Origin of the sequence: Sphingomonas sp. IC4-52, assembly GCF_020707225.1 — a bacterium.
Taxonomy (GTDB): domain Bacteria; phylum Pseudomonadota; class Alphaproteobacteria; order Sphingomonadales; family Sphingomonadaceae; genus Sphingomonas.
Window position 1 is genome coordinate 1,084,962 of sequence record NZ_JAJFEU010000001.1, and the last position, 26,219, is coordinate 1,111,180.

Genomic DNA, 26,219 nt, shown 5'->3' on the forward strand with positions numbered 1-26,219 from the left:
TCGTGGCGTTCCATCACGCCGCGCCTGCCCGGCCCGAAACGAACCCGATCGTCATCAAATCCAGGCGCGTGTTAATCCCTTACGCTCGCAGCGCCGCGGCGGGCTTCAGCCCATTGTGGCAAATCGGTACTGGCCTGAGGTGCCGTCTTCACTGCCGGCTGGATAGCGACGGGATGCGGGCCCTGAGCTGGTCGGCCGACGTTTCATGATCGCTGCGGCCGCCATAGGCGCGGTTGAGATAGTGGCCAGCCAGCGTGTAATGCGCCTGGGCCGCGATCGGCACGCGCGCGGCCTTCGCCATCTTCAGCTCGGCTTCCGCACGTGCGTAGAAGTAGTCCTCGTCGCTCAACAGCATAGGTCTTCTCCTGCCCCAAGGAGTATCGGCTCGAGTCGCCCCCAGTCTATAATAAAAGTTGTGGTCTGGTGCACTTTTTTGGACAACTTGAACTACTTCGGTCGAAATCGCGCCTCGGCAGGGGCTAGCCCAGCCCTCTTCCATGCCAATTCTCCGCCTTCGAAGGGATAAACTTCCACATGCTGCAAGGCACAATACCGTTAGCTGAGGGTTGCTGCTCCGCATCATGGCAGCAACGCCGCCGGGTATTCCAGCTCCGTGGTTTTTCGTACGGGAAAATCCTCGGCAGGCTACGTTTCCAAGATAATGTTAGGTCCAATGTTAACCGCCGTGTTAAGGTGAGCAATCGCCTGCTTCTTGCTTGGCACCGCGGCGACTGAGAGATGCTTGTGCTCCCGCCCGAAGGAGACGCACGTGTCCACTCCAGCAAACCTCGCGTTTTTCTCCAGCCGGATGTCAGACCGCGCCATCCTGTCCTACAGCGACAGCGAAGCCCTTGCGGCCCTGCCCCATGCTCGCCGACGCGTGAACGCAAACGCGTACATCATCCGGGAAGGCGAGCCGCCACGCTCCACCTGTGCCCTGCTGATCTCCGGGCTCGCGTTTCGACAGAAACTGACCGCCGATGGCGCGCGTCAGATCATCTCCGTCCACCTCCCGGGCGAGTTGCTCGACCTACAGCATCTGTTCCTCAACATCGCCGACCACAGCGTACAGACACTGACCGAGGCAGTGATTGCGGATATCGCTCGTGATGACCTCGAGAGCCTGATGTTGGAACGGCCTGCGATCGCTCGCGCCTTCTGGGTGGACAGTCTGATCGAAGCGTCGATTTTTCGCGAATGGGTGTTGAGCGTCGGGCGGCGTGATGCCCGCGCGCGCATCGCGCATATCCTCTGCGAACTTGCCGTCCGCATGCGCGGCGCCGGGCTGATCGGCGACAGCGAGAACTTTGTTCTTCCCATGACCCAGGAGCAATTGGGCGACGCCACCGGGCTGACCAGCGTTCACGTCAACCGGACCATCAAGGCGCTCGCGGCCGAAGGGCTCATCAAGCACAGCGGTCGCTCGATCATGATCGCGAACTGGAAGGCGCTCAGCCAGGTCGGCGACTTCAACCCGCTCTATCTGCACCTCGACCAGGTGTCTCCACGCTTCGCTGTGCCGATGGACACGCTCTTCGTGTCGCCAGACGCTTCATAAGGGCGTTTGGAGGCGCTGACCTGCGCGATGCCTCGCTCCGACCTAATCCCGGCCGCGCACCACGAACGCATCCTCCAGCGCAAGCGAATGAACAACGGCACCGTCCTCTGTCGCGACGTCGATTCGAAACCGCAAGTCGATGAAGCCGGCCCGAATGTCATGGCTGAGCGTATCGCGCGCCGCATCGAGCGCCTTTTGCCGCACCACCGCCAGGTCCGCCAACTCCACACCCTCCTCGTCAAGAAGCGTGCTGTCATGGTCTCGAAGATGGAAGAAGTAGCGGGCCATACACCGGCTCCTGCCTTTGAGGAGGGCAGCACATTGCGACTCTCCGCCGTCGACCTCCTGGTAAAGCCCGGCGTTACAATGTCTTACCAGAATTCGGGGCGGCCAGCCAGAACCAAAGCAACGGGTTCGGTGTCAATCCGCACGTGCGTCAACCCGGCACCGCATCAGCCGCCAGTCCGTCCTTTTATGCAAAGGGGCGAGCGCGCAGCCGCGCCCGTTCATCCGCGGGCGCCTACGGCCCGCCGAAAAAGCGCCGCGCCATATGGCTCAATCGTCCGAAGGCTTATCGCCGCCAGCACGAACGCCACTGCGACGCCGGCCGCGATCAGGCCGTAAGCGAACATGGGATGGACATCCCCCACCCGGATCAGGCTCGTGTCGAGCGCTCGCGGAAGGACGATCCGGTAAAGCACCGTCGCAACCAGCCCGTGCCACAAGTAAACGCCAAAGGAGAGCTTCCCCGCGCTCTGCAGGACGGCAAGGTTGAACGGCGTCGCGACCTGCGCCTTGTCCATTCGCAGTACCGCATAGACCAGCGTGTAGATCAGCGCGAAGCGGGATGCCCCTTCAAGCGGACTCGGCGTAGCGCAAGCGACGATCATCCCAGCCAGGAAAAGCAGCGAGGATCCTGCCTTTCCACCATGGATCTTGGCCTGCCCCAGTAACAGCCCGAAGACAAAGGACGGGAGAACTCGCATGATCCCGAACCCCTCGCGCTGAAGACTGGTGACTTCGCGATCAAGGCTCCACGCGAATGCGTAACTGAGCGCCAGCGCACCGGCGAGTACCAGCATCATCGCCCAGCGCACCCGCCGAACCAGCATGCTGATCGCCGGCAGGATCAGGTAGCAACCGAAGATCGCGCTGATCATCCACGATGGATAGTTCAGCGCCATAACGGGCCCCACTCCCCAGGCATGGGTCAGCGTGAGATGCGCGGGGACGGCGGCCAAATCATACCGGTCGGCATTTTCCGGTGTCAGGACACCCAAGAGAATCGGCACCGCCAGGACCGCATAGAATGACATGGTAAAGACGTGCAGCGGATATAATCGCGCCGTTCTGGTCACCAGAAAGCGGAAATAGCCTGCACCTGTCCAGCGCTGAGCCAGATAAGGAGAGGTAAATAGCCCCGCGAGAACTGCAAAGATATCCGTGAAATACGAAAGGTATCTCGCGACCTGCAACTCCGAGTCCTGGCCGGAGAAGAAATAGGGCGTGAAATGATTGACCGCTATCCCGGCGCACATGATGGTGCGAAGCGCGTCGATGCTCCGGACCCGTTCCGTACCAGATGAGCGCGTGACAGTATCGCTTGCATACTCCGCCCTCATACAAGGGGCCTCCTGTACATGCGAGTCTGGTGAAACAATGTACGGGCAATTGTGAACGATGGAAAAATAGAGGTCTTCACCTGAGGGTGTTCACGTCTATTTCATAGAAACAATAAGCTTGCCGCCTCTCCCAGCCCTTCCTTCTTGTCTCGAAGGAACTAATAACAGAGCGGTACATCCATCACCAAGTCTCACACGAACAAAGAACGCTTACGTGAAACGACGGATTAATTCCCCGGCCACCGAGCTGCCGACTGCAACAACGTCCCGATTGCTGGCACACGCATAACTCTTCCCGGCGCTCTGGACCGGATGTAGGACCAAGCCACGGGTACGCTGGCATATGGCACTGCCGGATTGAAAGACTGCACCGGGGCCAAGGCATTCTACGGCTCAAACCTTGCCGTCCTCGGCCTTGAGCCGCGCCGGCATCTGGTCGATCGTCGCGCAGGCCCGCCACGTTGGTTTGCCGTTCGCCAAGGCAACCTCCATCTCGGCGACGAGACGGAGCCTTCGAAATTGACGTCCGCTTACCTCCTCGTCCCGAACGCTCGCGAACCAATGCTGCCGCTCGTCCGTCGGATACCCACTCCTATGCCCACCGCCTCGCCGCCGGTTGCTCCCAGAACACCCGCAGCGCTTCGGAAAGGTGAACCTCGGGATGCTGCTTACCCGCATCGATCGACAGCAGGTTAGCCGCGAAGTCACCAAAGGCGACACGAAGGCGCGCGGGAATGCGAAGCTTGCCTGTCACCAAGTCGTGGATGTCTAACCTCCGCTTACCGCCCAATCTCGAACGCTGCACGGCGCCACGTCGATGCCAGAAGCCCCCGATCAAAAACGGTCAGTGGCCGCCATTCAATCCACTCAACCCGCCCGAAACTGGCGTCCGGCGGCAGGTCTCGACACTTCCATCAGCCAGCGCTCCACATGCGCCCGCGCCATGCCCGCATTGGTCGACCGCTCGGGAGCTAGCGTCTGAGCCCGCTCCGCGGTTAGGCTGGCTGTGAAAACAGCACAGGAGAGCGGATCATGGCCTATTCACCCTTCGATCTCAGCGGACGCGTCGCGCTGATCACCGGCGGTAACGGCGGCATCGGGATCGGCATGGCGGATGCATTGGCGCAGGCTGGGGCAGACGTGGTGATCTGGGGCAATAATCCCGCCAAGAACGCCGCGGCGGAGCAGCGGCTCTCCGCGCATGGCACGCGCGTCTTGGTCGAACGCGTCGATGTGGCGGATGAGGCTGCGGTGGATGCCGGCGTGGCGCGCGCGGTGGACATGATGGGCCGCCTTGATTTCGTCGCCGCCAATGCTGGCGTGGGCGAAGGCGCCGAAAGCTTCGATACGATGAGCACCGAATTGTGGCGCCGGGTGCTGGCCGTGAATCTCGACGGCGTGTTCTGGACGCTGCGTGCGGCGGCTCGCCACATGGTGGACCGGGCCAAGGCTGGTGATCTCGGCGGCTCGCTGCTCGCCACCTCTTCCACCTCCGCCGTCCATGGCGCCCCTCGCAACCAGGCCTATGCCGCTACGAAAGGCGCGCTGCTGCCGATGATGCGCGGGCTTGCGGTCGAATATGCCCGCCATGGCATCCGCGCCAACGCGATCCTGCCGGGCTGGATCGCGACGGACATGACCTCGCGGGCGCAGGGGAATGAGCGGTTCAACGACAAGGTCATCTCGCGGGTGCCAATGCGCCGCTGGGGCGAGCCGGAGGATTTCGGCGGCATTGCCGTCTATCTTGCCTCCGATGCATCGCGCTTCCACACCGGTGATACCTTCACGATTGACGGCGGCTACACGATCTTCTGATCGGTTCGCGACGAGCCAATGATCGTTGCCGGAGACAGAGGCCGGCCTGCGCTAACCGGCGGCCAATTTGCGCCGGAAGGCGGCCGGCCGGCTTCCATGCGCGGCCATTCGTACCCTGCACGCGGCCGTCTGCGGGCGGAGGGTGGCGGGCGATTGCGCGATCCCCTACATGGCCGCGCATGACCGAGATCACCGTCGCTGCGCTTCAGCTCGCCTTCTCCGCCGACATGGACGCCAACATCGCGAACGTCTCCCGCCTGGTGCGGGAGGCCGCCTCGCGTGGCGCCCAGGTCATCCTCCCGCCGGAGCTTTTCGAGGGCGAGTATTTCTGCCGGATCGAAGACGAAGGCCTGTTCGCCAACGCGAGGCCGACTGCCGAGCACAAGGCGGTTCTTGCCATGCAGTCTTTGGCATCGGAGCTAAAGGTTTCGATTCCCACCAGCTTTTTCGAGGCCGACGGCCCTCATCACTACAACAGCCTGGCGATGATCGGCCCTGACGGAAAGATCCAGGGCGTGTACCGCAAGAGCCACATTCCCGATGGACCCGGATATGAGGAGAAGTTCTACTTCCGCCCCGGCAATACCGGGTTCAAGGTGTGGGACGGCCCAGCGAAGCTCGGCGTCGGCATCTGCTGGGACCAATGGTATCCTGAAACCGCCCGGGCTCTGATGCTGATGGGCGCAGAAATTCTGTTTTATCCCACGGCGATAGGCAGCGAACCTCACGACACGTCACTGGATACGGCACGCCTCTGGCGCCGGGCGATGGTCGGTCATGCCGTCTCGAACGTGGTTCCAGTGGTGGCCGCCAATCGCATCGGCGTTGAACACGGTCAGACCTTTTATGGCACCAGCTTTATCTGCGACGAACGCGGTGACATCCTCGCGGAACTCGGCCGAGACGAAGAAGGCGTCATCACCGCCACCGTCGACCTTGATCGGGTCAAACGCCACCGTGCAGCCTTCGGCTTCTTTCGCGATCGCCGGCCGGAATTGTACGGCCGGCTGACCGCTGACATCTGAGCGGGAGCGTCAGTCGCCCCGGCTGAGGCTAGCGGCCAGTTCCACATGGGTCGACCAGCGGAACTGGCCTACCGGCTGGATCCAGTCGACCTGCCATCCCCCTTCTACCATGGTCTTTACATCGCGGGCGAAGCTGCTGGGATTGCACGAGACATAAGCAACCCGGGGCACGCGCGACAAGGCAAGTGCCTGCGCCTGTTCCTTGGCGCCCGCACGTGGCGGGTCGATCACGATGGCCGCAAATCGGTCGAGCTCGGCGGGTGTCAGCGGCCGGCGGTAGAGGTCGCGGTGCTCGGTAAACACGGGGCGCTGCGATCGCGACGCTGCCGCCTTCAGCGCCATGATCGCTTCACGGCCCGCCTCGGCGGCGTACACTCTACCGGGCAGCGCCAGCGCGAATGTTCCCAGGCCCGCAAACAGGTCCGCCACGACCGGCGCCTCGCCGACTGCCGATCGTACCGCGCTAACCAAGGCTGCCTCGCCTTCGCGGGTCGCCTGCAGGAAGGACGCGGGCGGCAGCGGCACCGGCACGCCGCCGAGCGTGATGGTCACGCCCTCAGGTTCCCACCGTACTTCAGGCCCGTAACCTTCGTCGAACGCTACCCTGGCCAGACGATTGGCTTGCGCAAAAGCCGTAATGGCCTCGGCAGCGGCAAGCCCCTCCGGCATGATACCATTTACCAGCAAATCAACGCCTTGATCGGCTAACGTAAGGTGCAGGTTCAATCGGCGGCGAGGCCGGAGCACGTGTACCAACCGCCGCAGCGGGGCGACCAGCGCGAAAAGCTCGGGCGCGAGTACATGGCATTCGGCGAGGTCGACGATCGCATGGCTCTTCTCGACGGCAAAGCCCACCCTGCCGGAAGGTTCAGCATGGAGCGCCGCCCGGCGGCGTGTCCGGGGCGGCGACAGGATCGGCGCCCTGATGTCCGCCGACAGCCCCTGCCCCGCCAACGCTCCGGCGATGCGATCGACAATGAACTGGCTCCACGCCGCATCGTCGAGATGCTGCAACTGACATCCGCCGCACTCGGGAAAGTGCCGGCACGGCGGCGTCTGGTGGTGCGCGCCATGCTCGATGGCGCCGTCGTCGCGCAGGCGATCGCCGGGCGCGGCAAACGGCACATGTCGGCCATCGGCGGTTACGCCCTCGCCGCGGGCAGCAACCCGAATGATGGTGGACATGTCGGTCACAGGCACGCTCCAAACGCCGCAGACAAATGCGCGACAAGATCATCAGCAATAAAGGCGGCCCCCGAAAGTCGAGCGGATTCCGCATGTAACCAGACGCCGTTCGTAGCAGCTGTGAAGGCGTCTGCGCCTCCGGCTAACTGGGCACCGATGATGCCGGCCAAGACATCGCCGGTTCCTGCCGTCGCCAACCATGACGGGCCGGTGGAATGTACCACGGCGCGCCCATCCGGAGAGGCGATCACGGTGTCGGCTCCCTTGAACACGACGACCGCGTTGGATCTGCGCGCGGCCTGCTGCGCCCGGTCAATCTTACTGCCGGCCAGATCACCAAATAAACTAGAAAACTCCCCGGCGTGGGGCGTGAGCACCGTCGGCACGCGAGCCTGCTCGTCACCCAACAGGTGAAGCGCATCGCCGTCAATAACCAGCGGCCGACCCGACTGAAGCGCGGCGGCGAGACGTTCCTTCGCCTTCTCGTCGCGGCCTAGCCCAGGCCCGACTACCATGGCGCCGATCCGGGTGTCGGCCAACGCTTCATTGGTGAACGGCTGGCGAACAATCGCGTTGGGCAAGCGGTCGGTAGAACTGCCAAGCAGCCGTACATAGCCCGCCCCGCCATGCCCCGCAGCGCACGCCGCCAATGCCGCAGCGCCCGGCATCCTGCCTGCGATCACCACGACCAGCCCACGCGAATATTTATGAGCGCCCGTTGGCGGAGCGCTGAGCCTCGGCACTTCAGCCACGCGCACGTTGCTCTCCGCGTCGAGTCCAATGTCGATGAGGCGCACTTCGCCGCACAGTGCAGCAGAGGGCTGGAGCACGTGCGCAGGCTTAACAGCGCCGATCGCAAGCGTAAGATTTAACGGAAGGACAGCACCGAGAGTGGCTCCGTCATCGGTTGACACGCCGCTGGGCACATCGACCGCAACGGACAAATGGGCGGCACGGATGGCGCCGCCGAGCCACTCGGCAGCCTCCGAACTAAGCGGCCGGTTCATGCCGATACCGAACAACGCGTCGACCATGACAGGTGCCGGCGCAACATCCGCCAGGCTCTCGATCGGCCCCGCCCAGCGGGCTTGCGCAGCCGCTGCCGACGCCGTGGTCGGGCTGCTCAATGCGGCGACACGGACCGGATGCCCCGCCCTGCGAAGGGTGTCAGCGACGACATAGCCGTCGCCACCGTTGTTGCCCGGGCCACACATGACGAGCACTTCAGCCCCCGCGGCCAGCCGCCGCACCTGCTCGGCAACAGCCTCTCCAGCGCGCGCCATCAGGCTCTCTGCGGTCATGCCCAACGCTATCGCCCGCCCCTCGGCAGCGCGCATTTCCTCTACGGTGAGAACCGGTTGCCCATCGATCCGTATCACTGTCCGGACCCCCTGATCGTGGCAGGAAGCCGATAATGATCGTTGCCGATTGTCACTTCGATTCCGTCCGGTCTCAGGAGCGTCACTTGGGCAGGCTCGGCTCCGTCGGCAGCAACCACTCCCCTGCCATCCTCGATCGCCTGCAGTCTGCGAAAACCGCCATCGGGGTGCCGCATCGTCAAGATAAGACCCGAACTCGCCCTTGACCGCTCAACGCTGCAAACTCGCGTAAAGTCGGGCGCCCCGTTTATTGCGCATTCGACCCACTCTTCCTCGACGGAATCAACTGCAGGCCCCGCCTCCGCGCGCTTTGTGGGCTGCCCTTCATTCGGCGCGCCTTCGCAGGCGGCGAGCGCCAACAGCAATATCACGTTGATCGTCCGCATAACCGTAAGTCTCAAGTGACCGCGGGAGTGAGTGGCGCCATCGTTATACGCCGCTCCGGGTTCTAAAGTATCCCGGCACTCGAGGTTGTCTCTTCGCGAGCCCTCTGGGTCATCGAACCGGATCATTGCAGCCCTCCCAGAAGCCCGATCGGCTCGCTCTTTGTCGGTCTTCAGAGCGCGCAGCGAGCGGCTGCATTTCAAGCATCGCCTCAGAACAGACAATAGCTTCAAGTTTCTGCACGTGAGAGGGGTGAGCTAAAGACTGGCCGCAGAATTCCCACGCACGGTGAGGGTCGTTTGCGCACACTCGCAACGACTCAGGCAGGCAAGCGCGCACCCCAGCCCGCACACCGCACCATTGGCCCGTTCGCCACAACGGGCGATCAGGCGAGTGCGTCGAGAGCCTTCTCTACGCCGTCCAGGGTGAACGGCTTTTGCAGAATGGGGCGCCCACGGAACTCGTCCGCAATCATGTCGTCTGCGCCGCCAGTCGCAAAGACGAACGGAACCTGACGCTCAGCCAGAGCAGCCGCGATCGGCCAGCTCTTTTCGCCCCCGCGCAGATTGACGTCGAGGATTGCACAATCGAAGCCCCCTGCTTCGATCAGCGGAAGTGCCGCCGCAACGCAGTCGGCCGTTCCGGCGCACTGCCGGTCGAGCACATCGAGAAAATCCTCGAGCATCATGGCGATAAGCGGCTCATCCTCGACGAGCAAGACGCGATTGGTCATGTCGGGCCCTTAGAGCGAACAGATCGATCCCGCAACGGTCGGCCGTTCAGACAAGGAACTGTTTCAATCGCCTTGGCCAAGCGCGTCGCGGGCCGCTTCAGCCAATTGCTGAACAGAAAACGGCTTGGGGATGAACGCCACGTTTTCCAGATCAATGGAGCGACGCAACTGTTCCTCGGCATAGCCGGACATGAAGAGGATCGGCAGATCAGGGTATCGTAGCCGCACGCGCCGCGCCATCGTGGGCCCGTCCATGGCCGGCATCACCACATCGCTAACCAACAGATCAGGTCGCGGATTCTTCTCGATCAGTTCAAGTGCGACTTCGCCATTCTCTGCGGTCAGCACGGTGTAGCCCTGCCGCGTCAGCGCCCGCTCGGCGACTGCGCGCACCATGTCTTCGTCCTCCACCAGCAACACAGTGCCCGTTCCCCAGACATCGGTTGGGCGCTTCCTTGCCACGGCACTTCTTGGCGGCGCCACTTCTCCGGTGGCGTGTACCGGGAGATAGATGGTGAAGGTCGCACCGATCCCAGGCTTTGAGTCCGCGAAGATGTAGCCACCGGACTGCTTTACGATGCCGTAGACCGTCGAGAGTCCAAGCCCAGTGCCCTTGCCGACCTCCTTGGTGGTAAAGAACGGCTCGAAGATCTTGGGCAGGACCTCCGGAGGGATGCCGGAGCCGGTGTCGGATATTTCAAGCGCGGTATATTCACCTACCGGCATGATATCCGGGCCTCTACGACGGATTTCGCTGATGGTTGCCGAACGGGTCTGGATCGTTAACTTGCCCCCGCCATGCGGATATTTGGCAAGCATGGCATCGCGTGCGTTGACCGCCAGATTGACGACCACCTGCTCCAATTGTCCAGGGTCCGCCCGCACTGGGCCCAGATCCCGCCCGTGTCGAACCTCCAAGGTCACCGTCTCACCCAGCAATCGTTTCAGAAGGTTCGACACCTCCGACACAACGTCGGGCAGTTGCAGGATTTGCGGGCGCAGAGTTTGCTGGCGGGAGAACGCCAATAGCTGCCGAGTAAGGCCGGCCGCCCGATTTGAGTTGTTCCGGATCTGCTGAATGTCATCATAATCGCTGTCGCCGGGTGAGTGACGCATCAGCATCAGATCGCAGTGGCCGATAATTGCGGTCAGGATGTTGTTGAAATCGTGCGCGACCCCGCCGGCAAGCTGCCCCACGGCCTGCATCTTGGTTGCCTGCGCAACTTCCCGCTTCAGTCGCGTTTCCTCGCCATTGTCCTTGAGGCTCAGCACCACCGAGGCATCTCCGAGCCCACGCGCGCCGGCAATCGAGAGCACGACGGGCTCTTCGGGATGGTCCCGCAGACGAACGGCCATGTCGGCGACGTGTGCGGCCCCACCCCCTGCAAACCGTCGCACTGCGTCAGCGACCGCCGCCTTGTCCTCGCGAACCACGAGATCGCCGGGGTAGAGCGGCGGAGCGTTGCGATCGACAGAAGCGGCGCGAACGAAGGCGTCGTTCATTTCGATGAAGCGGCCGTCGCGATCCACCAACGCAATGCCGAGCGGCATCAACTGCACCAGGGTTCGTATATGGGCTGCGGCTCCGTTGCCGTAGCTAACCGGCGTTTCATCCTCGTCGAGAAGAGCGACCAGGATTGGCGCCCCCTCCACATCCGCAAACGGAACCTGCACCAGGCGCAGGGGATTGCCCTCTATCCCTTCTCGCTCGAAACGGATCAGGCCGCGGCTGTCAGTCGCGAGGAAGCGGGCGAAGTCCGCGCCCTCGACTGGCGCGTCGGCATGTCCCATTGCCCGGGTACGCAGCACGGGATCAGCGGCAAGCACGCGACCGTCCGTGGTCAGCAACGCAGCCATGATGCCGGAGCCCGCCAGCCTTTTTCCAAGTGCCCCCGACAGCGCCTCTGCGAGGGCGCGGCTGCCGTCAGCCTCGATCGCCGAAGCGGCGCGCCATACGAGCAGGTCCTGTTGCTGCCCGGTTCTTGAGACATCGATTGCGATCGCGCGTCCCGCGACTTCCGCATGATCCACGCGAGCGCGCCCGTCGCGCCAGGCCGCGCGTCCTGCCGCAGCCAGGGCGCCGACGCCCGCCTCGCCGATCGGCAGGCCCGGAGGGGTCGGCAAACCGGAAAACATCTGTTCGAACCGGTCATTGGCACAGACGAGGCGCCCCGCCCGGTCAGTAATCGCAATCGCGTCCGGGCTTTCCTCCGCGAGCGCCCGGACCAGCTGCCAGTCAATCTCCGGCACAAGCGGCGGCGCGATCGGTGCAAGTGCCCGCCACGCGACCGCCGCGCCTCCAACCACGATCCCTGCTGCCAGAAACCCGATGGCGACCACGGGATCCCCCAGTAGCCACAGGATAAGAACCGCGGCGATCAGGCCAGCGGCCATCGCGATCCCGAGCGCCCCTTCCGAGGTCAAACGGTGCGTACGGATGGAAGGAAGCGTCGCCATTCAACGGCCCTTGATCCGTGCCGCACGCCCGTCAAGCGGCGCGCGGCACGGATGCGATCACCAGATACGGACGCGCTGCTCTTTGGTGAGATACAGCTTCTGTCCCGGCCGCGCTCCGAACGTATCGTACCAGGTATCCACGTTCCGAACGATGTTGGCGCGCTGCACCCCTGGCGAATGGGGATCGGACAACAGCATCTGCCGCAAGATCGGCTCCCGGTACTTGGTGCGCCAGACCTGACCATAACCAAGATAGAAGCGCTGTTCTCCTGTGGTCCCATCGATGACGGGCGCCTTCTTGCCGCCTAGCGAGAGGCGATACGCGTCATAGGAGACGATCACGCCCGCCAAGTCAGCAATGTTCTCGCCAAGCGTGAGCGCGCCCTGCACGTGCTGTCCCGGAAGCGGTTCATACGCGTCATACTGCGCCACAAGGCGGTCGGTGAAGGTCTTGAAGCGCGCAACGTCCTGCTCGGTCCACCAGTCCGCCAACTTCCCGCTTGGGTCGTACTTTCGGCCCTGATCATCGAAGTGATGGCTGATCTCGTGGCCGATAACCGCGCCGATCGCCCCGTAATTCACTGCGGGATCAGCCTTCGGATCGAAGAACGGCGGCTGCAGGATGGCGGCCGGAAACACGATCTCGTTCATTGTCGGGTTGGCGTAAGCGTTGATGGTCATCGGCGTCATGAACCACTCGCCCCGATCAATCGGCTTCCCGATCTTGTTGAGGTTGCGCTGGAACTCGAACTCGTTTCCACGCGCGACATTGCCGAGCAGATCGTCGCGTCGGATCTCCAACTCAGAATAGTCGCGCCACTTGTCGGGGTAGCCGATCTTCGGCGTGAAGGCGGCGAGCTTCGCCAGCGCCTTCTGCTTCGTTTCCGGCGCCATCCATTCCAGCTTCTTCAAGCGCTCGCCCATCGCCGCGATGATGTTGCGGACAAGTGCATCTGCCGCAGCCTTCGACTCTGGCGGGAAGTACCGAGCCACATAGGCCTTGCCGAGATCTTCGCCGAGATGATTGCTGACGAGATCCACGCCGCGCTTCCAGCGAGCCTGCTGCTCAGGCGCACCGGTCAGTTCGGTGCCGTAAAATGCAAAGCGCGCCTGATCGAAATTCGCCGACAGGTAACGGGCATAGGTCGACAGCATGCGTAGCAGCAGATGATCCTTCAGCACTGCCACGGGCGCATCAGCCCATACCTTGGCCTCGCCGGTAAACGCCGTGGGCTGCGCCACGATCAACGGGGCGTCCGCCGGAATGCCCGCTGCCTGCAGGTAGCTAGTCCAGTCGTAGCCCGGCGCACGCGCGGCAAGTTCCGCAAAGGTCATCTTGTTGTAGACCTTGTCGGCGTCGCGGCTCTCAACACGGGTCCAGTGAGCTTCGGCGATCGCCTTCTCCAACTGGACCACTGCAGCGGCTCGCGCGTCGGCGTTCGGCTCCCCGGCCAGCGTCAGCATCTTTGCCAGGTATGCCTGATAAGCCGTGCGGGTAGCGGCGAGCTTGGCATCGTCTTTCAGGTAATAGTCACGATCAGGCAGACCCAGACCCGCCTGTCCGAATACGACGGCATAGGTCTCCGGGTCCTTGTCGTCCTGATTGACGTAGAGGCCAAAGAACGACTCAACGCCGCGGCGCTGCATGCGTCCGGCTTCAGCGGCCAGCGCTTCCTTGCTATTCGCGCCCTTGATGGCGGCGATCCAGGGCTTCACCGGCGTGACGCCCTTTGCATTCACCGCAGCCTCGTCGAGGAAACTCGCGTAAAAGTTACCCGACTTGCTGTCAGCTTTACCCTTTTCCTCTTCAAGCAGTGCACGCGTCTGCTCACGCGACAGATCCTGGAGGCGATGGAACATGCCGTAGGAAGAGCGGTCGGCCGGAATCTCGGTGTTCTTTTCCCAGGTGCCGTTTGCATAGGCGTAAAAGTCATCGCCTGGCGGGACGCTGGTATCTCTCCCCGCCATGTCGAAGCCAAAGGTGCCGATTGCGGGGCCGGCCTGCTCGGCAGCGCTCGATGTGGCGCTGCCAGTGTTCGGAGTGTTGGTCTTGGCCGCTTTAGGGGCCGCGGTTTGCGCAATTGCTGCGGCAGCGGTGGTAGAAAGAATCGCGGCAATAAGTAGCGACGGACGCATGGAAATGGCCTTCGGTAAGTGAAGGCACGTGTTCTATCTCGTTAAGACGCCTCGTCAATGTGGCGGCTGCCGTGACGCTGCCGCCACTTGCGCGCGATCCACAATCGCCAGCCGAGCGCGGACAACCCATAGCCTGCAACGGAAAGGATCCCGGTAACGATGAGAAGCCCCAGGGCGGTGGCCGGCGCCGCATCAGACATCAGCCACTGCATCCATCCGGACTGCGCCGCATCATGTGCGGCCTTGCTCATCGGGTCTCCGGGCAGCGCCTGATCAAGGTGAAGCGCCCATTTCCCGATCCAGTATGCCAACACCCACAGCGGCGGCGTGGTAACAGGATTTGTGATGAAGGTCGTAAGCGCCGCAGCGGGGATGTTGGCCCGCGACGGCAGCGCTAGCATCGCTGAAAACGGTATCTGGGCAACCGGAAACAGGATCCCAGTCACCATCCCAAGCGCCACGCCCCGCGGCACGGAGCGCCGGGTGAATCGCCACAGTTCGGGGGCCAGTACGCGATGAGCGACTGGCCGGAGCAAACGGCTGCCCTCAAGCGATTCGCGCGTCGGCAGATTGCGGTGGCACCACGCCGCAAAGCGCTGCCAGACGGTCAGCGCACGCGTACTCATCAGCCGCGCTCACGCATGAGGCGGCCCGCCTCGCGCTTCCAATCACGCTCCTTGATCGCGTCGCGCTTGTCGTGCGCCTTTCTGCCCTTTGCCAACGCCAACTCCACCTTCGCCCGCCCCTGGCTGTTGAAGTAAATCATCAGCGGGACCAGCGTCATGCCTTCGCGCGCCACGGCGCCGTGGAGCTTCCTAACTTCCCGCTCATGAAGCAGGAGTTTACGGGGGCGCTTGGGTTCGTGGTTGAAGCGATTGCCGTGGCTGAATTCGGGGATGTTCGAATTGACCAGCCAGACGCCGCCGTCGCTTACCTCGGCATAGCTTTCGGCGATCGAGCCCTCGCCGAAACGCAGGCTCTTCACCTCGGTGCCGGTCAGAACGATCCCGGCCTCGTAGGTCGTGTCGATCGAATAATCGAAACGCGCGCGGCGGTTCTCGGCGACGATCTTCTTCTTGTCGAAGGTGGCGGGCTTGGGACGTGGCATGGACGGGGCGATGTAGGGCGTTGCGCGTCCTGTGGGAAGGCGGCGTGTTCAGCGCTTCTTGCCACCGATCGGGACACGAAGGCGGATCATCGCGCGGTTGATGGGCGCGCCCTGCGCGTCGGCCGCGCGCTCAGCCTCGACGGCCACGGTGCCCACCCCGTTGATGGCAGCTTCGGCCTTTGGCGGGGCACGTTCGGCCTGGAACTGGCCAGCAAGCGGCTTTAGCCGAAAGCGGTCGTTGGGCCGGGCACACACCACAATATCATCGCCGGCCCGGCCAGCTGGACAGGGGCGCTCCGACGACGCCCGTTCAACTGGCGCGGGCGGCCCGGCGACTACTTGCAACGCGAGCATCCACCAAGCTGGCATGGCGCCCCCCTATCCCGCCGGATCGTGAGGACGAATTGCGGCCGGAATAAGAGGCTTTCCGAAACGCCTCCGCAATGGAGCGGTCAGATGAGGCCGGCGCGCTCCAGCCCTGCGTCCACCGCAGCGCGGCTCGCCTCGCCCGGCCAAGTCATCGGCAAGCGGAGCCCCTGAGGGAAGTTCGGGCGGACCTTCGTCATCGCATATTTCACCGGGCCGGGTGAGGCATCGGTGAACAGGGACGTGTGAAGCGCGAACAGGCGATCATGGAGCGTTAGCGCCTCGGCCCCGACACCTGCCGCCTGGAAATCCGCGCACAGCCGTGGCGCGACATTGGCAGTGACCGAGATGCAACCCACCCCGCCCATCGCATTGAAGGCGAGCGCCAGATCGTCATTGCCGGACAATTGGCAGAAGCCATCACCCAGCGCTGCGCGATGCTGCGATACACGCTGGAGAACGCCCGACGCGTCCTTCACTCCGACGAACACCTTCGGAAACGCGCTAACAATCCGGATCAGCGTTTCCGGCTGTATGTCGGTCACCGTGCGGGCCGGCACATTGTACAGCACGATCGGCAGCGGCGACGTGGGCGCAAGCGCGGCGAAGTGCTGGAAGATGCCCTCCTGCGACGGTCGATTGTAGTATGGCGGGACCATCAGCGCAGCGTCCGCACCTGCATCCCTCGCCGCGGCGATGTTGGCGGCCGCCACCCGCGTATCGTTGGACCCAGCGCCGGCGATCACGGGTACGCGGCCGCGCACCTGATCGACACAGACCTTCACGATGGCGAATTGCTCATCCTTGGTCAGGGTCGCCGCCTCCCCCGTCGTCCCGCATGGCACGAGCGCGGAAGAACCTTCGCTGATCTGCCATTCGATCAGCTCTCGATAGGCATGCTCGACGAACCGGCCGTCGGCGTCGAACGGCGTCACGAGCGCCGGAATCGATCCGGAAAACATGTCTTGCTCCTGAAACGGGATGTGGTGCGTTGGGTCGTTCAGGACAGATACGGGCAGCCTGGCTATTCTGTCCACAATGGTGACTGGTTTGAGGGCAGGGGCATTGATCGCACTGGGAATGGGTTTGGGAGTGGCGTTGCTCGTCACTCAGGGGCAGGATGACGCTGCGCGCACGCGAGCAGCCAACGCACTCGCGCAGGGGCAGCCCGCCACCACCGCGCAAGCGACCAGCAATGCGGATCTGGCGGCAGCACTGGCACAGTGGCGGGCGCTGCGGCAGACCGACGCGCTACCGTTCGACAGCTACGCCGGCTTCGTGATGGCCCACCCCGGCTGGCCGAACGAGACGGCGAACCGCCGCGCGGCCGAGCGGCAGGCCAGCAACGGCTACGCCTCCCCTGCCAGCGTCGTCGCATTTTTCAGGCGCTATCCTCCGCTAACCGCAGCCGGCGCGGTGGCACAGGCAAAGGCGTTGCAAGCCACTGGCGCAACCGCAGAGGCTTATGAGGCGGCGCGGAACGCGTGGCGGCGCGGCGCACTAACGCCGACCGACGAATCGGCGATCCTCACCAACTTCGCCGGGGCGCTGCGTTCCGATGATCACGATGCGCGCATGGACGCGCTGCTGTGGCAGGGCTCGACCAGCGTAGCCGCTCGCCAGATTGCCTTGACCTCCCCTAGCCGTCGCCCCTTGTTCGAGGCGCGCCTCGCCTTCCGCACCAATGCGGAGACCGCATCCACTCTCGCGGCGGCCAATGACGCGGCCGGCGCCTTGGATGCCGGCTATATCGCCGATAAGGCGACCTGGCTGCGCAACAGCGGCGCAAGTGCCAGCGCCCGATCCTGGCTTGCGCGTATTCGCCGGCCGGGCGTCGGCCTGCCCGGTAATGTCGAGAAGTTCTACGAAGTGCTGCTGACCAACGCACGGGCAGCGGCTGCCGACCGTCAGTACCAACTCGCCTATGACATCGCCCGTCAGGTTGATGACGCCTATCCCGCTGGAACAGACGTTTCGAAAAAGCCGTATGGCGAGCGCGACGACTATACCAGTCTCGTCTGGCTGGCAGGCCAGACCGCACTGAAGCAACTCAACCGCCCCGCCGACGCGATGACGATGTTCGATCGCTACGGGCGCGGCAGCCAGTCCCCCCAGACCAGAGCCAAAGGGTTCTACTGGGCCGGCCGGGCGGCGGAGGCGGCTGGCCGGACGGCGGATGCGACTGCCTTCTTCACCCGCGCTGGCGGTTATCGCGATGTATTCTACGGCCAGTTGTCCCTGGAACATCTGCGTCGCCCGCTCACCCCGCCCAAGGATGTCTCCTCGCCAGCTATCGATCCAGCGGCGCGCCAGGCCTTCTTCAACCGTGAGACGGTGCGAGCCGCACAGTTCCTGGGATCCATCGGGCAATATCAGGATCAGACCGCGTTCGTGCGGACGATCGCCGCCAATGTTGAAGGGGACGCGGATCACTTCCTTGCCGAAGAACTGTCTCGTTCGCTGCGTCGCCCAGACCTGGCGGTGATTGTCGGCCGCATGGCAATGCAGAATGACCAGACCGAATATAGCGCCATCGCCTTCCCCACTGTGTCGGTGCCGCCGGGCTACGAAAGCCAGTGGACGATGATTCACGCGATCGCGCGGCAGGAAAGCCAGTTCGATCGCGCTGCCATTTCCTCTGCCGGCGCGCGCGGCCTCATGCAGCTGATGCCGGGCACGGCGCGCGAGCAGGCGGGCAAGATGGGCCTGCCCTACGATGCCGGCCGGCTGCTGACCGACACCGGCTACAACACCCAGTTGGGATCCAGCTATTTCCAGCGGATCTTCGGCAGTTACGGCAGCTATCCGCTAGCAATCGCGGCGTATAACGCGGGACCTGGCAACGTGAACAAGTGGCTGCGCGCCAACGGCGATCCGCGCACTGGCGCCATCGACATGGTCGATTGGATAGAGGCGATCCCCTACACGGAGACACGCAACTATGTGCAGCGCGTGCTGGAAAATGCCGTCGTGTATGACCTGATGAACCCGCCCCGCGCGAAAAGCCGGGGACCGGCGAACCTGAGCTGGTATCTGGGTCGCAATCGCGCGGGCTGACAGGCCACGACCTTCCTTGCCGCCAGGCAAGTGGAGGTCGCGGATCCCGCTTCGGTCGATTATAGAGCCCTCCGCATGGATCGCCCGAACTATATCACGCCAGCCGGCTATGCCGCGCTGCGCAGCGAATATGATCAGCTTTTCGCCACCGAGCGCCCGGCACTGGTGGAAACCATTGCCTGGGCCGCTGGCAATGGCGATCGGTCGGAGAACGGCGATTATATCTACGGGCGCAAGCGGCTGCGGGAGATCGACCGGCGGCTGGGCTTCCTGTCGCGCCGGATGAAGGCGGCCAAGGTGGTCGATCCTTCTCAGGCGCCCGACCGCTCGCGCGTCTATTTTGGTGCAAGCGTCACGATCGCTGACGAGGATGATAACCACCGCGTACTGACCCTGGTAGGCGATGATGAGGCGGATGCCGGCCACGGTCTGATCGGTTGGAACGCGCCCCTGGCCCGTGCGCTGCGCGGCGCGGCGGTGGGGGATCTCAGGCGCGTTGCGCTCCCCGCGGGGGAAAAGGAATATGAAGTGATCGCCATCACTTATCCTTCTGCCTGACGAAACCTCCAGCCCTGCCATCTCGTTCTTACCGGTACGAAGGAGAGTAACGATGGCAGAAAATCCCCGCACCACCACCGCTCGCGACCACGACGACAAGGACGTGATCGAGGGCATGATCCCGGGCGGAGAGGCGCAGACCGGCACCAGCGGCGGTGCGCTGGCACGCGACGTCGGATCGCGTGACGATATGCACCAGGTCGATGATCCCGATGGCACGACGAGGCCAACGAAACAGGCCGACATCGATGCTGGTCAGGCGTATCGCAGCGACCGACGCACGAACGATTGACCTTCCCCACGGCAGCGCCGATGGCTGCGCGTGATGGCTAGCGACGACACCCCCACCCGCAACATCGCCCTGCTGATCGATGCGGACAATGCCAGCTGGCATGCGATCGATCCGGTGCTGACCGTCCTTGCCGAACTGGGGACGGTCAACATCCGCCGCGTCTATGGTAATTGGTCGAAGCCGGCGCTGAGCGGCTGGCGCGACATGACCATCAAGCACGGCATCGAGCCGCAGCAGCAGTTCGACATTACCAAGGGCAAGAACGCCACCGACATGAAGATGACCATCGATGCGATGGATCTCTTGTTCCGCGGACGGGTCGAGGGCTTTGGTATCATGTCGTCGGACAGCGATTTCATGCCCTTGGCTACCCGGCTTCGGCAGGATGGCCTGCCTGTCTATGGCTTCGGCCAGGCCAAAACGCCCGAAGGCTTCAAGCGCGCCTGCACCCGGTTCATCGACGTGGACAAGCTGATGGCCGCGGAGGAGGACGCGCCCAAGCAGCCGCCGTCTCCCGCGCCGACCAAGGAGCTACCGGCGGCCCCGACCAGCAGCAAGGAACCGCCGGCGCCGCAGCAGCCTCAGCCCGCCGTCGCGGCCGAGCCTGCTCCGCCTGAGGGCCCAGCACCGATCGACGACGAATTGGTGAAGCTGCTGATCGACGCTTATTCCGCGGTGAAGCGCGACGAAAAGGGCTTCGTCAGCCTGTCAGCCATGGGGCAGCTCGCCGCCAACCGGTCGAGCTTCGACGTGCGTAACTATGGCTACAAGCGGCTGTCGGACCTGATCGCCGCCGTTCCCAATTTCCAGACCGAGCGGCGCGAGGATGGCCGCGTTTTCGTGCGAAGGTTGCGTTGATGAAGAACAAGACGATTGCCTATCTCCTCCCGCTGATCGCCATCGCGGCCACCCAGCCATCCAAGACCGACCCCGCTAAGCTTTCCGAAATGACCAAGGTGCTCGCCTCCGACGAATTCGGCGGCCGCGCGCCGGGGACGGAGGGTGAGAAGAAGACGATCGAATGGTCGATCGCGCGCTTCAAGGCGCTGGGGCTTGAGCCCGGCGGGCCCGACGGCGCCTGGACGCAGAAGGTGCCGCTGATCCACACCCGCCTGGGCGATGGCCCGGTCAGCTTTGGCGCCACCAGCCTGAAGCAGGGCACGGACGTCGCGCTCACCACCGTCCGCCCCGATCCGTCGGTGTCGATCGAGAACGCGCCGCTCGTCTTCGTCGGCTATGGCGTCAACGCGCCGGAGGCGGAGTGGGACGATTTCAAGGGCGTCGACCTGAAGGGCAAGGTTGCGGTCTTCCTGGTCAACGACCCCGATTTCGAGGCGGTCGCTGGCGAGGACGCGAAGGGCCGCTTCGGCGACAAGCGGATGACCTATTACGGCCGCTGGACCTACAAGTACGAGGAAGCGGCACGACGCGGCGCGATCGGCGCGCTGATCGTCCATGACACCGCTGGCGCCGGCTATCCCTGGTCCACCGCCAATGCCTCCAATGGCGAAAATTACGACATCGTTCGCGGTCCCGAGGACCAGCGCATCGCGCTGCAGGGCTGGCTGTCGGGTGAGGCGGCGAGCCGCGTTTTCGCCGCCGAGGGGCTCGATCTCGCGGCGCTGCGCAGGCAGTCCCGTTCCGCCGCCTTCCGCCCGATCACGATGAAGGCGCGCTTCACCGCCAAGCTGCCCGTCACCGTCGAGCGGATCGAAAGCGCCAATGTCATCGCCAAGATCCCGGGCAAGGTGAAGCGGGACGAGACCGTCCAGTTCGCCGCGCACTGGGACGCTTATGGCGAGGGTCCGCCCGACGCGCAGGGCCGTACCATCCGTCCCGGCGCCAACGACGATGCGCTCGGCGTTGCCGGCGTGATGGAGCTTGCCCGCCTGTTCAAGGCTGGCGCGGCGCCCGATCGCACGCTCGTGTTCGCGCTGTGGACTGCCGAGGAGCGCGGTCTGCTGGGGTCGGAATGGTATGCCACCCGCCCCACCGCCCCGCTGGAAAAGACCGTTGCGAACCTGACGCTCGACATCCTGCAGACCGCTGGCGAGGCGAAGGACGTGATCCTCGTCGGCGCCGGCCAGTCGTCGCTCGAGGATCTGCTGACCGAGGCGGCGCGCGCGCAGAACCGCGTCGTGACGCCGGAGGAAGCCAGCGAGCGTGGCCTGTTCTATCGCGCGGATCATTTCTCGGTCGTTCGCCGCGGCGTTCCCGCGCTGCAGCTGATGGCGCTGGGCGGCGCGAGCGACATGCGCGTCGGCGGGCGCGAGGCAGGGCAGAAGTGGCTCGACGGCTACATGGCCTGCTACCATAAGACCTGCGACGCCTGGGCACCGGACTGGAACTTCACCGGCGCCGCGCAGGACGTCGACCTGTTCTACACCATGGGTCAGCGGCTCTCGAAGGCGGGCGTGTGGCCCGAATGGCGGCCGGCGTCCGAGTTCCGCGCCATCCGCGCCAAGAGCGCCGACCAGCGCCAATAAAGAAAAGGCCCGCCGCGGCATCTGCCGGGCGGGCCTTTCCCTTGATCCACCGTCACCCCTGCTCGACGCCGGGGTGATGGTCCGGCCGGATCAGCGCGTCAGCTTCTTGTAGGCAAGGCGCGTCGGACGATCCGCCGCATCGCCCATCCGGCGGCGCTTGTCCTCCTCATATGCCTCGAAGTTACCCTCGAACCATTCGACATGGCTGTTGCCTTCAAAGGCGAGGATATGCGTGCAGAGGCGGTCGAGGAAGAAGCGATCGTGGCTGATCACCACCGCGCAGCCCGCGAAGCTTTCCAGCGCCTCTTCGAGCGCGCGCAGCGTCTCGACGTCGAGGTCGTTGGTCGGTTCGTCGAGCAGCAGGACGTTGCCGCCCTCCTTCAGCATCTTGGCGATGTGTACGCGATTGCGCTCACCACCCGACAGCTGGCCAACCTTCTTCTGCTGGTCCTGCCCCTTGAAGTTGAATGCGCCAACGTAGGCGCGCGTGCCCAGTTCCTGCTTGCCGAAGCGGAACACGTCGAGCCCGTCGGAAACCTCTTCCCAGACGTTCTTGTTCGGGTCGAGCGCATCGCGGCTCTGGTCGACATAGCCCAGCTTCACCGTCTGGCCGACCTCGATCGTGCCGCCGTCTGGCTGCTCCTGGCCGGTGATCAGCTTGAACAAGGTCGACTTGCCGGCGCCGTTCGGGCCGATGACGCCAACGATGCCGCCCGGCGGCAGGTTGAAGTCGAGGTTCTCGAACAGCAGCTTGTCGCCATAGGCCTTGGTCAGCCCCTTCGCCTCGATCACCTTGCCGCCGAGGCGCTCGGGGATCTGGATCAGGATCTGCGCCTTGCCGATCGCGCGGTTCTCCTGCTTCTCGACCAACTCGTCGAACGCACGGATACGCGCCTTGCTCTTGGTCTGGCGCGCCTTGGGCGTCTGCCGCATCCACGCCAGCTCGTCGGCGATCGCCTTCTGGCGGCCGGCCTCCTCGCGCTCTTCCTGCTCCAGCCGCTTGGCCTTCTTCTCCAGATAGCCGGAGTAGTTGGATTCGTAGGTGTAATACCGCCCGCGATCGAGCTCGAGCACCCAGTTCACGACATTGTCGAGGAAGTAGCGGTCGTGCGTCACCAGGATGACGTTGCCGGTATATTCCTTCAGGAAATTCTCGAGCCAGCTGACGCTTTCGGCGTCGAGGTGGTTGGTCGGTTCGTCGAGCAGCAGGATGTCCGGCTTCTCGAGCAGCAGGCGGACCAGCGCGACGCGGCGCTTCTCACCACCCGACAGGTTGGTGACCGGGCTGTCCGACGGCGGGCAGCGCATCGCCTCCATCGCCTGCTCCAGCTGCGAATCAAGGCTCCATCCGTCGGCGGCGTCGATCTTCGCCTGAAGCTCGCCCATCTCCTCCATCAGTGCGTCGAAGTCGGTATCGTCCTTCGGATCGCCCATCTCGGCGGAAATGGCGTTGAACCGCTCGACCATCTGCACGACCGGCCCCGCACCCATGCGCACGTTCTCGATCACCGTCTTGTCGGGGTCGAGCTGCGGCTCCTGCGGCAGGTAACCCACCTTGATCCCCTCGGCAGCCCAGGCCTCACCGGTGAAATCGGTGTCGATCCCGCCCATGATCTTCATGAGCGTCGACTTGCCCGAGCCGTTCGGGCCGATGATCGCGATCTTCGCGCCCGGCAGGAACTGCAGGTGGATGTTGTTGAGCACGGGCTTGTTGGCGCCCGGGAAGGTCTTCGTCAGACCCTTCATGACGTAGGTATACTGGACGGCCATGGGTCGCCTGTCGCTCCGTAGACTGGAATGGCTGAAATTGGTCGGCGGGCATGTAATGATGCGACAGGCCGTTGGCAAACTTCACGCGGCGACTTACGCGAGGCGTATGATCAGCCGCTTCGCCATTGCCACCGCCCTTCTTGTCACATCCGCACCAGTGCTTTCGCAGCGTGCGGCGCCCCCTGCCCCGGCGCGGGTGGACCGCCAAGTCGCCGCTCTTCGCGACGCCGCACTGAAGGATGATGTCGCCTATGACATCGTGGAAGGGATGACGACGGAGGTTGGACAGCGGCTGGCCGGCACAGAAGCCGAGGCACGTGCCCGCACCTGGAGCGCTGCGAAGCTGAAGGCCCTGGGCTTTAAGAATGTGCGGATCGAAACCTATCGGATGCCGGTATGGGTCCGAGGCGAAGAGCGGGCGGAGATCGTGTCACCCGTGCCGCAGAAGCTTCACCTTGCAGCACTTGGCAACTCGGGCGCGACGCCGGCTGCCGGGATCGAAGCTGAGGTGGTGATCTTCCCGACTTACGGCGATCTGGCCGCCGCGCCGGACGGGAGCCTCGCGGGCAAGATCGCCTATGTCGGTAACGCGATGATGAAAACTCAGGATGGCTCCAGCTACGGCCAGGCCGGCGTAGCTCGCTTCGCCGGTCCTGCTCTCGCGGCTAAAAAGGGCGCTGCGGCCATCGTCATCCGCTCGATCGGGACCGACACGCATCGCCTGCCGCACACCGGCACGACCTATTTTCCGGAAGGCACGACAGCCATCCCCGCGGCCGCCGTTTCGGTGCCGGACGCCAAACTGATCGAGGCGCTGGCGAAGCGCGGCAAGCCCGTCCGCATGAAGCTGCTGCTCACGCCGCGGCAGGTCGGCGAGCAGGAATCCGGAAACGTGATCGCCGAAGTTCCTGGCACCGATCCCAATGCCGGCATCGTCCTGATCGGTGGTCACCTCGATAGCTGGGACCTCGCCACCGGGGCGATCGACGACGCCAGCGGCGTCGCGATCACCGCGGCGGCGGCCAAGCGGATCCTCGACAGCGGCAAGCGCCCGCGCCGCACGATCCGTGTTGTCTGGTTCGGCGCGGAGGAAGTCGGCGGCTTCGGCGGCCGCGACTATGCCGCGAAGCACGGGCAGGAGCGTCATGCCCTCGCCGCGGAAAGTGATTTTGGCGCGGACAAGGTATGGCGGCTGGGCATGACCCTCCCCGACTCAGCGAAACCGATGGGCGAGCGGCTTGCGGCAGCGCTTGCGCCTCTGGGCATCGTCCGCGGCAGTGGATCTGGCGGAAACGGCGCCGATATCGGCCCCACCGTGGCACTCGGCGTCGCTGGCGTTGATCTCAACCAGTCCGGTCTCGACTATTTCGATACGCACCACACCCCGGATGACACGCTCGACCGGGTTGACCCTGAAAATCTTCGCCAGAACGTCGCCGCATGGACAGCAATGCTGGCGATTGTGGCCAATGCCCCCGAGGAAATCGGGCCGGTTGAGCGGGAAAAACGATAAATCGGTTCGTCGCGAACCTTGCTGCGAGATGAATTTCCCGATTGACCCACCGGATTGGTGCGGTATTTGCCGGGGCTCGCGACGGCAAACGGGTCGGCCGCGAAACGAATTAATGCTTGGGAGCATTCGAATGAAGAAGATCGTTCTGATCGCTGCCGCCGCCGGCCTGATGTCCGTGGCTGCTTGCTCGAAGTCGCCGGAGGCCGCCGCGGTCGAGAACAACGCCGACATGATGGCCGACAACATGGAAATGATGGCGGACAACCTCGAGGACATGGCTGACAACTCGGCGAACGCCGTTGCAGCAGAAGGCCTCGAGAACGCTGCTGACAACATGGAAGACGCGGCGTCGAACGTTCGTGAAGCTGGCGAAGAAGCCGCTGACAACGTTCAGTAAGGCAGAGGCGGGCTGATAAGCCCGCTGCTTCTGAAAGAAACAGGCGCTCCCGCCATTGGCTGGGGCGCCTTTTCTTTTCCTGAACTGGCCACGCGATTGGCATTGCCGCCAACGTCGGTAGCTTATAGTCAGGCAACACGCGGGGGCCTGTAGCTCAACGGTTAGAGCTGGCCGCTCATAACGGCTAGGTTGCGGGTTCGAGTCCTGCCGGGCCCACCGCGTGATGTACTTGCGCGAGGCAACAACAACGCCTAGCGAACATGAGCGTCGGGGAGTGGCGCAGTCTGGTAGCGCGCCTGCTTTGGGAGCAGGATGTCGCAGGTTCGAATCCTGTCTCCCCGACCACTTTCCCAATTTTGTGTCCCAGCGACCTACGTA

General features: G+C 64.0%; 24 protein-coding genes and 2 tRNA genes. 12 read left to right on the plus strand and 14 right to left on the minus strand.

What is annotated here, in order from left to right; genetic code table 11:
* Positions 1 to 148 precede the first annotated feature (148 nt).
* Positions 149 to 355 carry a hypothetical protein gene (locus LK535_RS05305; protein ID WP_227770804.1) on the minus strand — a complete coding sequence of 69 codons (207 nt, stop codon included), beginning with the start codon at positions 353 to 355 and terminating at the stop codon, positions 149 to 151.
* Positions 356 to 769: 414 nt separating this feature from the next.
* On the opposite strand from LK535_RS05305, the gene LK535_RS05310 reads away from it, so the two are divergent.
* Positions 770 to 1,558, plus strand: a complete 789-nt coding sequence (locus LK535_RS05310; protein ID WP_227770805.1) for a Crp/Fnr family transcriptional regulator — start codon at positions 770 to 772, stop codon at positions 1,556 to 1,558.
* Positions 1,559 to 1,600: 42 nt separating this feature from the next.
* Here the strand turns inward: LK535_RS05310 and LK535_RS05315 are convergent, their stop codons facing one another.
* The 3 genes from LK535_RS05315 to LK535_RS05325 form a co-directional block, all read right to left on the minus strand.
* Positions 1,601 to 1,846, minus strand: coding sequence for a DUF6894 family protein (locus tag LK535_RS05315; RefSeq protein WP_227770806.1), 246 nt, complete (start codon positions 1,844 to 1,846; stop codon positions 1,601 to 1,603).
* Positions 1,847 to 2,064: 218 nt separating this feature from the next.
* A complete protein-coding gene (locus tag LK535_RS05320; protein ID WP_227770807.1) occupies positions 2,065 to 3,180 on the minus strand; it encodes an acyltransferase family protein in 1,116 nt (371 codons plus the stop codon).
* Positions 3,181 to 3,772: 592 nt separating this feature from the next.
* Complete coding sequence (locus tag LK535_RS05325; protein ID WP_227770808.1) at positions 3,773 to 3,934, minus strand: hypothetical protein; 162 nt, start codon at positions 3,932 to 3,934, stop codon at positions 3,773 to 3,775.
* Between the two features lie 278 nt (positions 3,935 to 4,212).
* On the opposite strand from LK535_RS05325, the gene LK535_RS05330 reads away from it, so the two are divergent.
* Together LK535_RS05330 and aguB are read left to right on the plus strand one after the other, a co-directional pair.
* Positions 4,213 to 4,995, plus strand: a complete 783-nt coding sequence (locus tag LK535_RS05330; RefSeq protein ID WP_227770809.1) for an SDR family NAD(P)-dependent oxidoreductase — start codon at positions 4,213 to 4,215, stop codon at positions 4,993 to 4,995.
* A gap of 179 nt (positions 4,996 to 5,174) precedes the next feature.
* Complete coding sequence (aguB, locus tag LK535_RS05335) at positions 5,175 to 6,020, plus strand: N-carbamoylputrescine amidase (RefSeq protein WP_227770810.1); 846 nt, start codon at positions 5,175 to 5,177, stop codon at positions 6,018 to 6,020.
* Between the two features lie 9 nt (positions 6,021 to 6,029).
* Here aguB and LK535_RS05340 read toward each other — a convergent pair whose 3' ends face one another.
* The 9 genes from LK535_RS05340 to dapA form a co-directional block, all read right to left on the minus strand.
* A complete protein-coding gene (locus tag LK535_RS05340) occupies positions 6,030 to 7,205 on the minus strand; it encodes a class I SAM-dependent RNA methyltransferase (RefSeq protein ID WP_227771087.1) in 1,176 nt (391 codons plus the stop codon).
* Positions 7,206 to 7,210: 5 nt separating this feature from the next.
* On the minus strand, positions 7,211 to 8,542 hold the full coding sequence (locus LK535_RS05345; protein ID WP_265334081.1) for an NAD(P)H-hydrate dehydratase: 1,332 nt from the start codon (positions 8,540 to 8,542) through the stop codon (positions 7,211 to 7,213).
* An 811-nt stretch (positions 8,543 to 9,353) separates the two neighbouring features.
* The gene (locus LK535_RS05350) at positions 9,354 to 9,701 is read right to left on the minus strand and encodes a response regulator (RefSeq protein ID WP_227770812.1); all 348 of its coding nucleotides are present in this window, start codon (positions 9,699 to 9,701) and stop codon (positions 9,354 to 9,356) included.
* Positions 9,702 to 9,764: 63 nt separating this feature from the next.
* Positions 9,765 to 12,158, minus strand: a complete 2,394-nt coding sequence (locus LK535_RS05355; RefSeq protein WP_227770813.1) for a response regulator — start codon at positions 12,156 to 12,158, stop codon at positions 9,765 to 9,767.
* Positions 12,159 to 12,215: 57 nt separating this feature from the next.
* Positions 12,216 to 14,294, minus strand: coding sequence for a M13 family metallopeptidase (locus tag LK535_RS05360; protein WP_227770814.1), 2,079 nt, complete (start codon positions 14,292 to 14,294; stop codon positions 12,216 to 12,218).
* 41 nt (positions 14,295 to 14,335) lie between these two features.
* Entirely contained in the window at positions 14,336 to 14,920 is a 585-nt protein-coding gene (locus LK535_RS05365; RefSeq protein ID WP_227770815.1) for a DUF2062 domain-containing protein, read from the minus strand.
* Positions 14,920 to 15,402, minus strand: coding sequence for an SsrA-binding protein SmpB (smpB, locus tag LK535_RS05370; RefSeq protein WP_066781057.1), 483 nt, complete (start codon positions 15,400 to 15,402; stop codon positions 14,920 to 14,922). Before smpB ends, LK535_RS05365 begins: the two co-directional genes overlap by 1 nt.
* Positions 15,403 to 15,450: 48 nt before the next feature.
* The gene (locus LK535_RS05375; RefSeq protein WP_227770816.1) at positions 15,451 to 15,657 is read right to left on the minus strand and encodes a hypothetical protein; all 207 of its coding nucleotides are present in this window, start codon (positions 15,655 to 15,657) and stop codon (positions 15,451 to 15,453) included.
* A gap of 197 nt (positions 15,658 to 15,854) precedes the next feature.
* Positions 15,855 to 16,730: a 4-hydroxy-tetrahydrodipicolinate synthase gene (gene dapA, locus LK535_RS05380; RefSeq protein WP_227770817.1), complete on the minus strand. Its 876-nt coding sequence runs from the start codon at positions 16,728 to 16,730 to the stop codon at positions 15,855 to 15,857.
* A 118-nt stretch (positions 16,731 to 16,848) separates the two neighbouring features.
* Between dapA and LK535_RS05385 the strand changes: the two genes are divergently transcribed.
* The 5 genes from LK535_RS05385 to LK535_RS05405 all read left to right on the plus strand — a co-directional run bounded on the left by LK535_RS05385 (position 16,849) and on the right by LK535_RS05405 (position 22,161).
* Entirely contained in the window at positions 16,849 to 18,825 is a 1,977-nt protein-coding gene (locus LK535_RS05385) for a lytic transglycosylase domain-containing protein (RefSeq protein WP_415837097.1), read from the plus strand.
* A 75-nt stretch (positions 18,826 to 18,900) separates the two neighbouring features.
* Positions 18,901 to 19,383 carry a transcription elongation factor GreB gene (gene greB, locus LK535_RS05390; protein ID WP_227770819.1) on the plus strand — a complete coding sequence of 161 codons (483 nt, stop codon included), beginning with the start codon at positions 18,901 to 18,903 and terminating at the stop codon, positions 19,381 to 19,383.
* Positions 19,384 to 19,435: 52 nt separating this feature from the next.
* The gene (locus LK535_RS05395) at positions 19,436 to 19,675 is read left to right on the plus strand and encodes a hypothetical protein (RefSeq protein WP_227770820.1); all 240 of its coding nucleotides are present in this window, start codon (positions 19,436 to 19,438) and stop codon (positions 19,673 to 19,675) included.
* A gap of 33 nt (positions 19,676 to 19,708) precedes the next feature.
* Positions 19,709 to 20,533, plus strand: a complete 825-nt coding sequence (locus LK535_RS05400) for an NYN domain-containing protein (RefSeq protein WP_227770821.1) — start codon at positions 19,709 to 19,711, stop codon at positions 20,531 to 20,533.
* A complete protein-coding gene (locus tag LK535_RS05405) occupies positions 20,533 to 22,161 on the plus strand; it encodes a M28 family metallopeptidase (protein ID WP_227770822.1) in 1,629 nt (542 codons plus the stop codon). Before LK535_RS05400 ends, LK535_RS05405 begins: the two co-directional genes overlap by 1 nt.
* Positions 22,162 to 22,251: 90 nt before the next feature.
* Here LK535_RS05405 and ettA read toward each other — a convergent pair whose 3' ends face one another.
* Positions 22,252 to 23,931 carry an energy-dependent translational throttle protein EttA gene (gene ettA, locus LK535_RS05410; RefSeq protein WP_227770823.1) on the minus strand — a complete coding sequence of 560 codons (1,680 nt, stop codon included), beginning with the start codon at positions 23,929 to 23,931 and terminating at the stop codon, positions 22,252 to 22,254.
* A 106-nt stretch (positions 23,932 to 24,037) separates the two neighbouring features.
* Here ettA and LK535_RS05415 point away from each other — a divergent pair, with 106 nt between their 5' ends.
* The 4 genes from LK535_RS05415 (at position 24,038) to LK535_RS05430 (ending at position 26,186) form a co-directional block, all read left to right on the plus strand.
* On the plus strand, positions 24,038 to 25,444 hold the full coding sequence (locus LK535_RS05415) for a M20/M25/M40 family metallo-hydrolase (RefSeq protein WP_227770824.1): 1,407 nt from the start codon (positions 24,038 to 24,040) through the stop codon (positions 25,442 to 25,444).
* A gap of 130 nt (positions 25,445 to 25,574) precedes the next feature.
* Positions 25,575 to 25,841, plus strand: a complete 267-nt coding sequence (locus tag LK535_RS05420; RefSeq protein ID WP_227770825.1) for a hypothetical protein — start codon at positions 25,575 to 25,577, stop codon at positions 25,839 to 25,841.
* Between the two features lie 143 nt (positions 25,842 to 25,984).
* Positions 25,985 to 26,057, plus strand: a tRNA-Ile gene (locus tag LK535_RS05425).
* Between the two features lie 52 nt (positions 26,058 to 26,109).
* A tRNA-Pro gene (locus tag LK535_RS05430) sits at positions 26,110 to 26,186 on the plus strand.
* Positions 26,187 to 26,219: the final 33 nt, after the last annotated feature.

What these genes read in the sequence shown, in the direction of transcription:
- dapA (WP_227770817.1), bottom strand. Translation starts at nt 16,730, where the DNA reads ATGTTTTCCGGATCGATTCCGGCGCTCGTGACGCCGTTCGACGCCGAC.
- LK535_RS05415 (WP_227770824.1), top strand. Translation starts at nt 24,038, where the DNA reads ATGATCAGCCGCTTCGCCATTGCCACCGCCCTTCTTGTCACATCCGCA.
- LK535_RS05350 (WP_227770812.1), bottom strand. Translation starts at nt 9,701, where the DNA reads ATGACCAATCGCGTCTTGCTCGTCGAGGATGAGCCGCTTATCGCCATG.
- LK535_RS05395 (WP_227770820.1), top strand. Translation starts at nt 19,436, where the DNA reads ATGGCAGAAAATCCCCGCACCACCACCGCTCGCGACCACGACGACAAG.
- LK535_RS05340 (WP_227771087.1), bottom strand. Translation starts at nt 7,205, where the DNA reads ATGTCCACCATCATTCGGGTTGCTGCCCGCGGCGAGGGCGTAACCGCC.
- LK535_RS05405 (WP_227770822.1), top strand. Translation starts at nt 20,533, where the DNA reads ATGAAGAACAAGACGATTGCCTATCTCCTCCCGCTGATCGCCATCGCG.
- aguB (WP_227770810.1), top strand. Translation starts at nt 5,175, where the DNA reads ATGACCGAGATCACCGTCGCTGCGCTTCAGCTCGCCTTCTCCGCCGAC.
- LK535_RS05330 (WP_227770809.1), top strand. Translation starts at nt 4,213, where the DNA reads ATGGCCTATTCACCCTTCGATCTCAGCGGACGCGTCGCGCTGATCACC.
- LK535_RS05345 (WP_265334081.1), bottom strand. Translation starts at nt 8,542, where the DNA reads ATGCGCGCTGCCGAGGGGCGGGCGATAGCGTTGGGCATGACCGCAGAG.
- LK535_RS05365 (WP_227770815.1), bottom strand. Translation starts at nt 14,920, where the DNA reads ATGAGTACGCGTGCGCTGACCGTCTGGCAGCGCTTTGCGGCGTGGTGC.
- LK535_RS05355 (WP_227770813.1), bottom strand. Translation starts at nt 12,158, where the DNA reads ATGGCGACGCTTCCTTCCATCCGTACGCACCGTTTGACCTCGGAAGGG.
- LK535_RS05320 (WP_227770807.1), bottom strand. Translation starts at nt 3,180, where the DNA reads ATGAGGGCGGAGTATGCAAGCGATACTGTCACGCGCTCATCTGGTACG.
- LK535_RS05315 (WP_227770806.1), bottom strand. Translation starts at nt 1,846, where the DNA reads ATGGCCCGCTACTTCTTCCATCTTCGAGACCATGACAGCACGCTTCTT.
- LK535_RS05400 (WP_227770821.1), top strand. Translation starts at nt 19,709, where the DNA reads ATGGCTAGCGACGACACCCCCACCCGCAACATCGCCCTGCTGATCGAT.
- LK535_RS05305 (WP_227770804.1), bottom strand. Translation starts at nt 355, where the DNA reads ATGCTGTTGAGCGACGAGGACTACTTCTACGCACGTGCGGAAGCCGAG.
- smpB (WP_066781057.1), bottom strand. Translation starts at nt 15,402, where the DNA reads ATGCCACGTCCCAAGCCCGCCACCTTCGACAAGAAGAAGATCGTCGCC.
- greB (WP_227770819.1), top strand. Translation starts at nt 18,901, where the DNA reads ATGGATCGCCCGAACTATATCACGCCAGCCGGCTATGCCGCGCTGCGC.
- LK535_RS05360 (WP_227770814.1), bottom strand. Translation starts at nt 14,294, where the DNA reads ATGCGTCCGTCGCTACTTATTGCCGCGATTCTTTCTACCACCGCTGCC.
- LK535_RS05385 (WP_415837097.1), top strand. Translation starts at nt 16,849, where the DNA reads ATGGGTTTGGGAGTGGCGTTGCTCGTCACTCAGGGGCAGGATGACGCT.
- ettA (WP_227770823.1), bottom strand. Translation starts at nt 23,931, where the DNA reads ATGGCCGTCCAGTATACCTACGTCATGAAGGGTCTGACGAAGACCTTC.
- LK535_RS05420 (WP_227770825.1), top strand. Translation starts at nt 25,575, where the DNA reads ATGAAGAAGATCGTTCTGATCGCTGCCGCCGCCGGCCTGATGTCCGTG.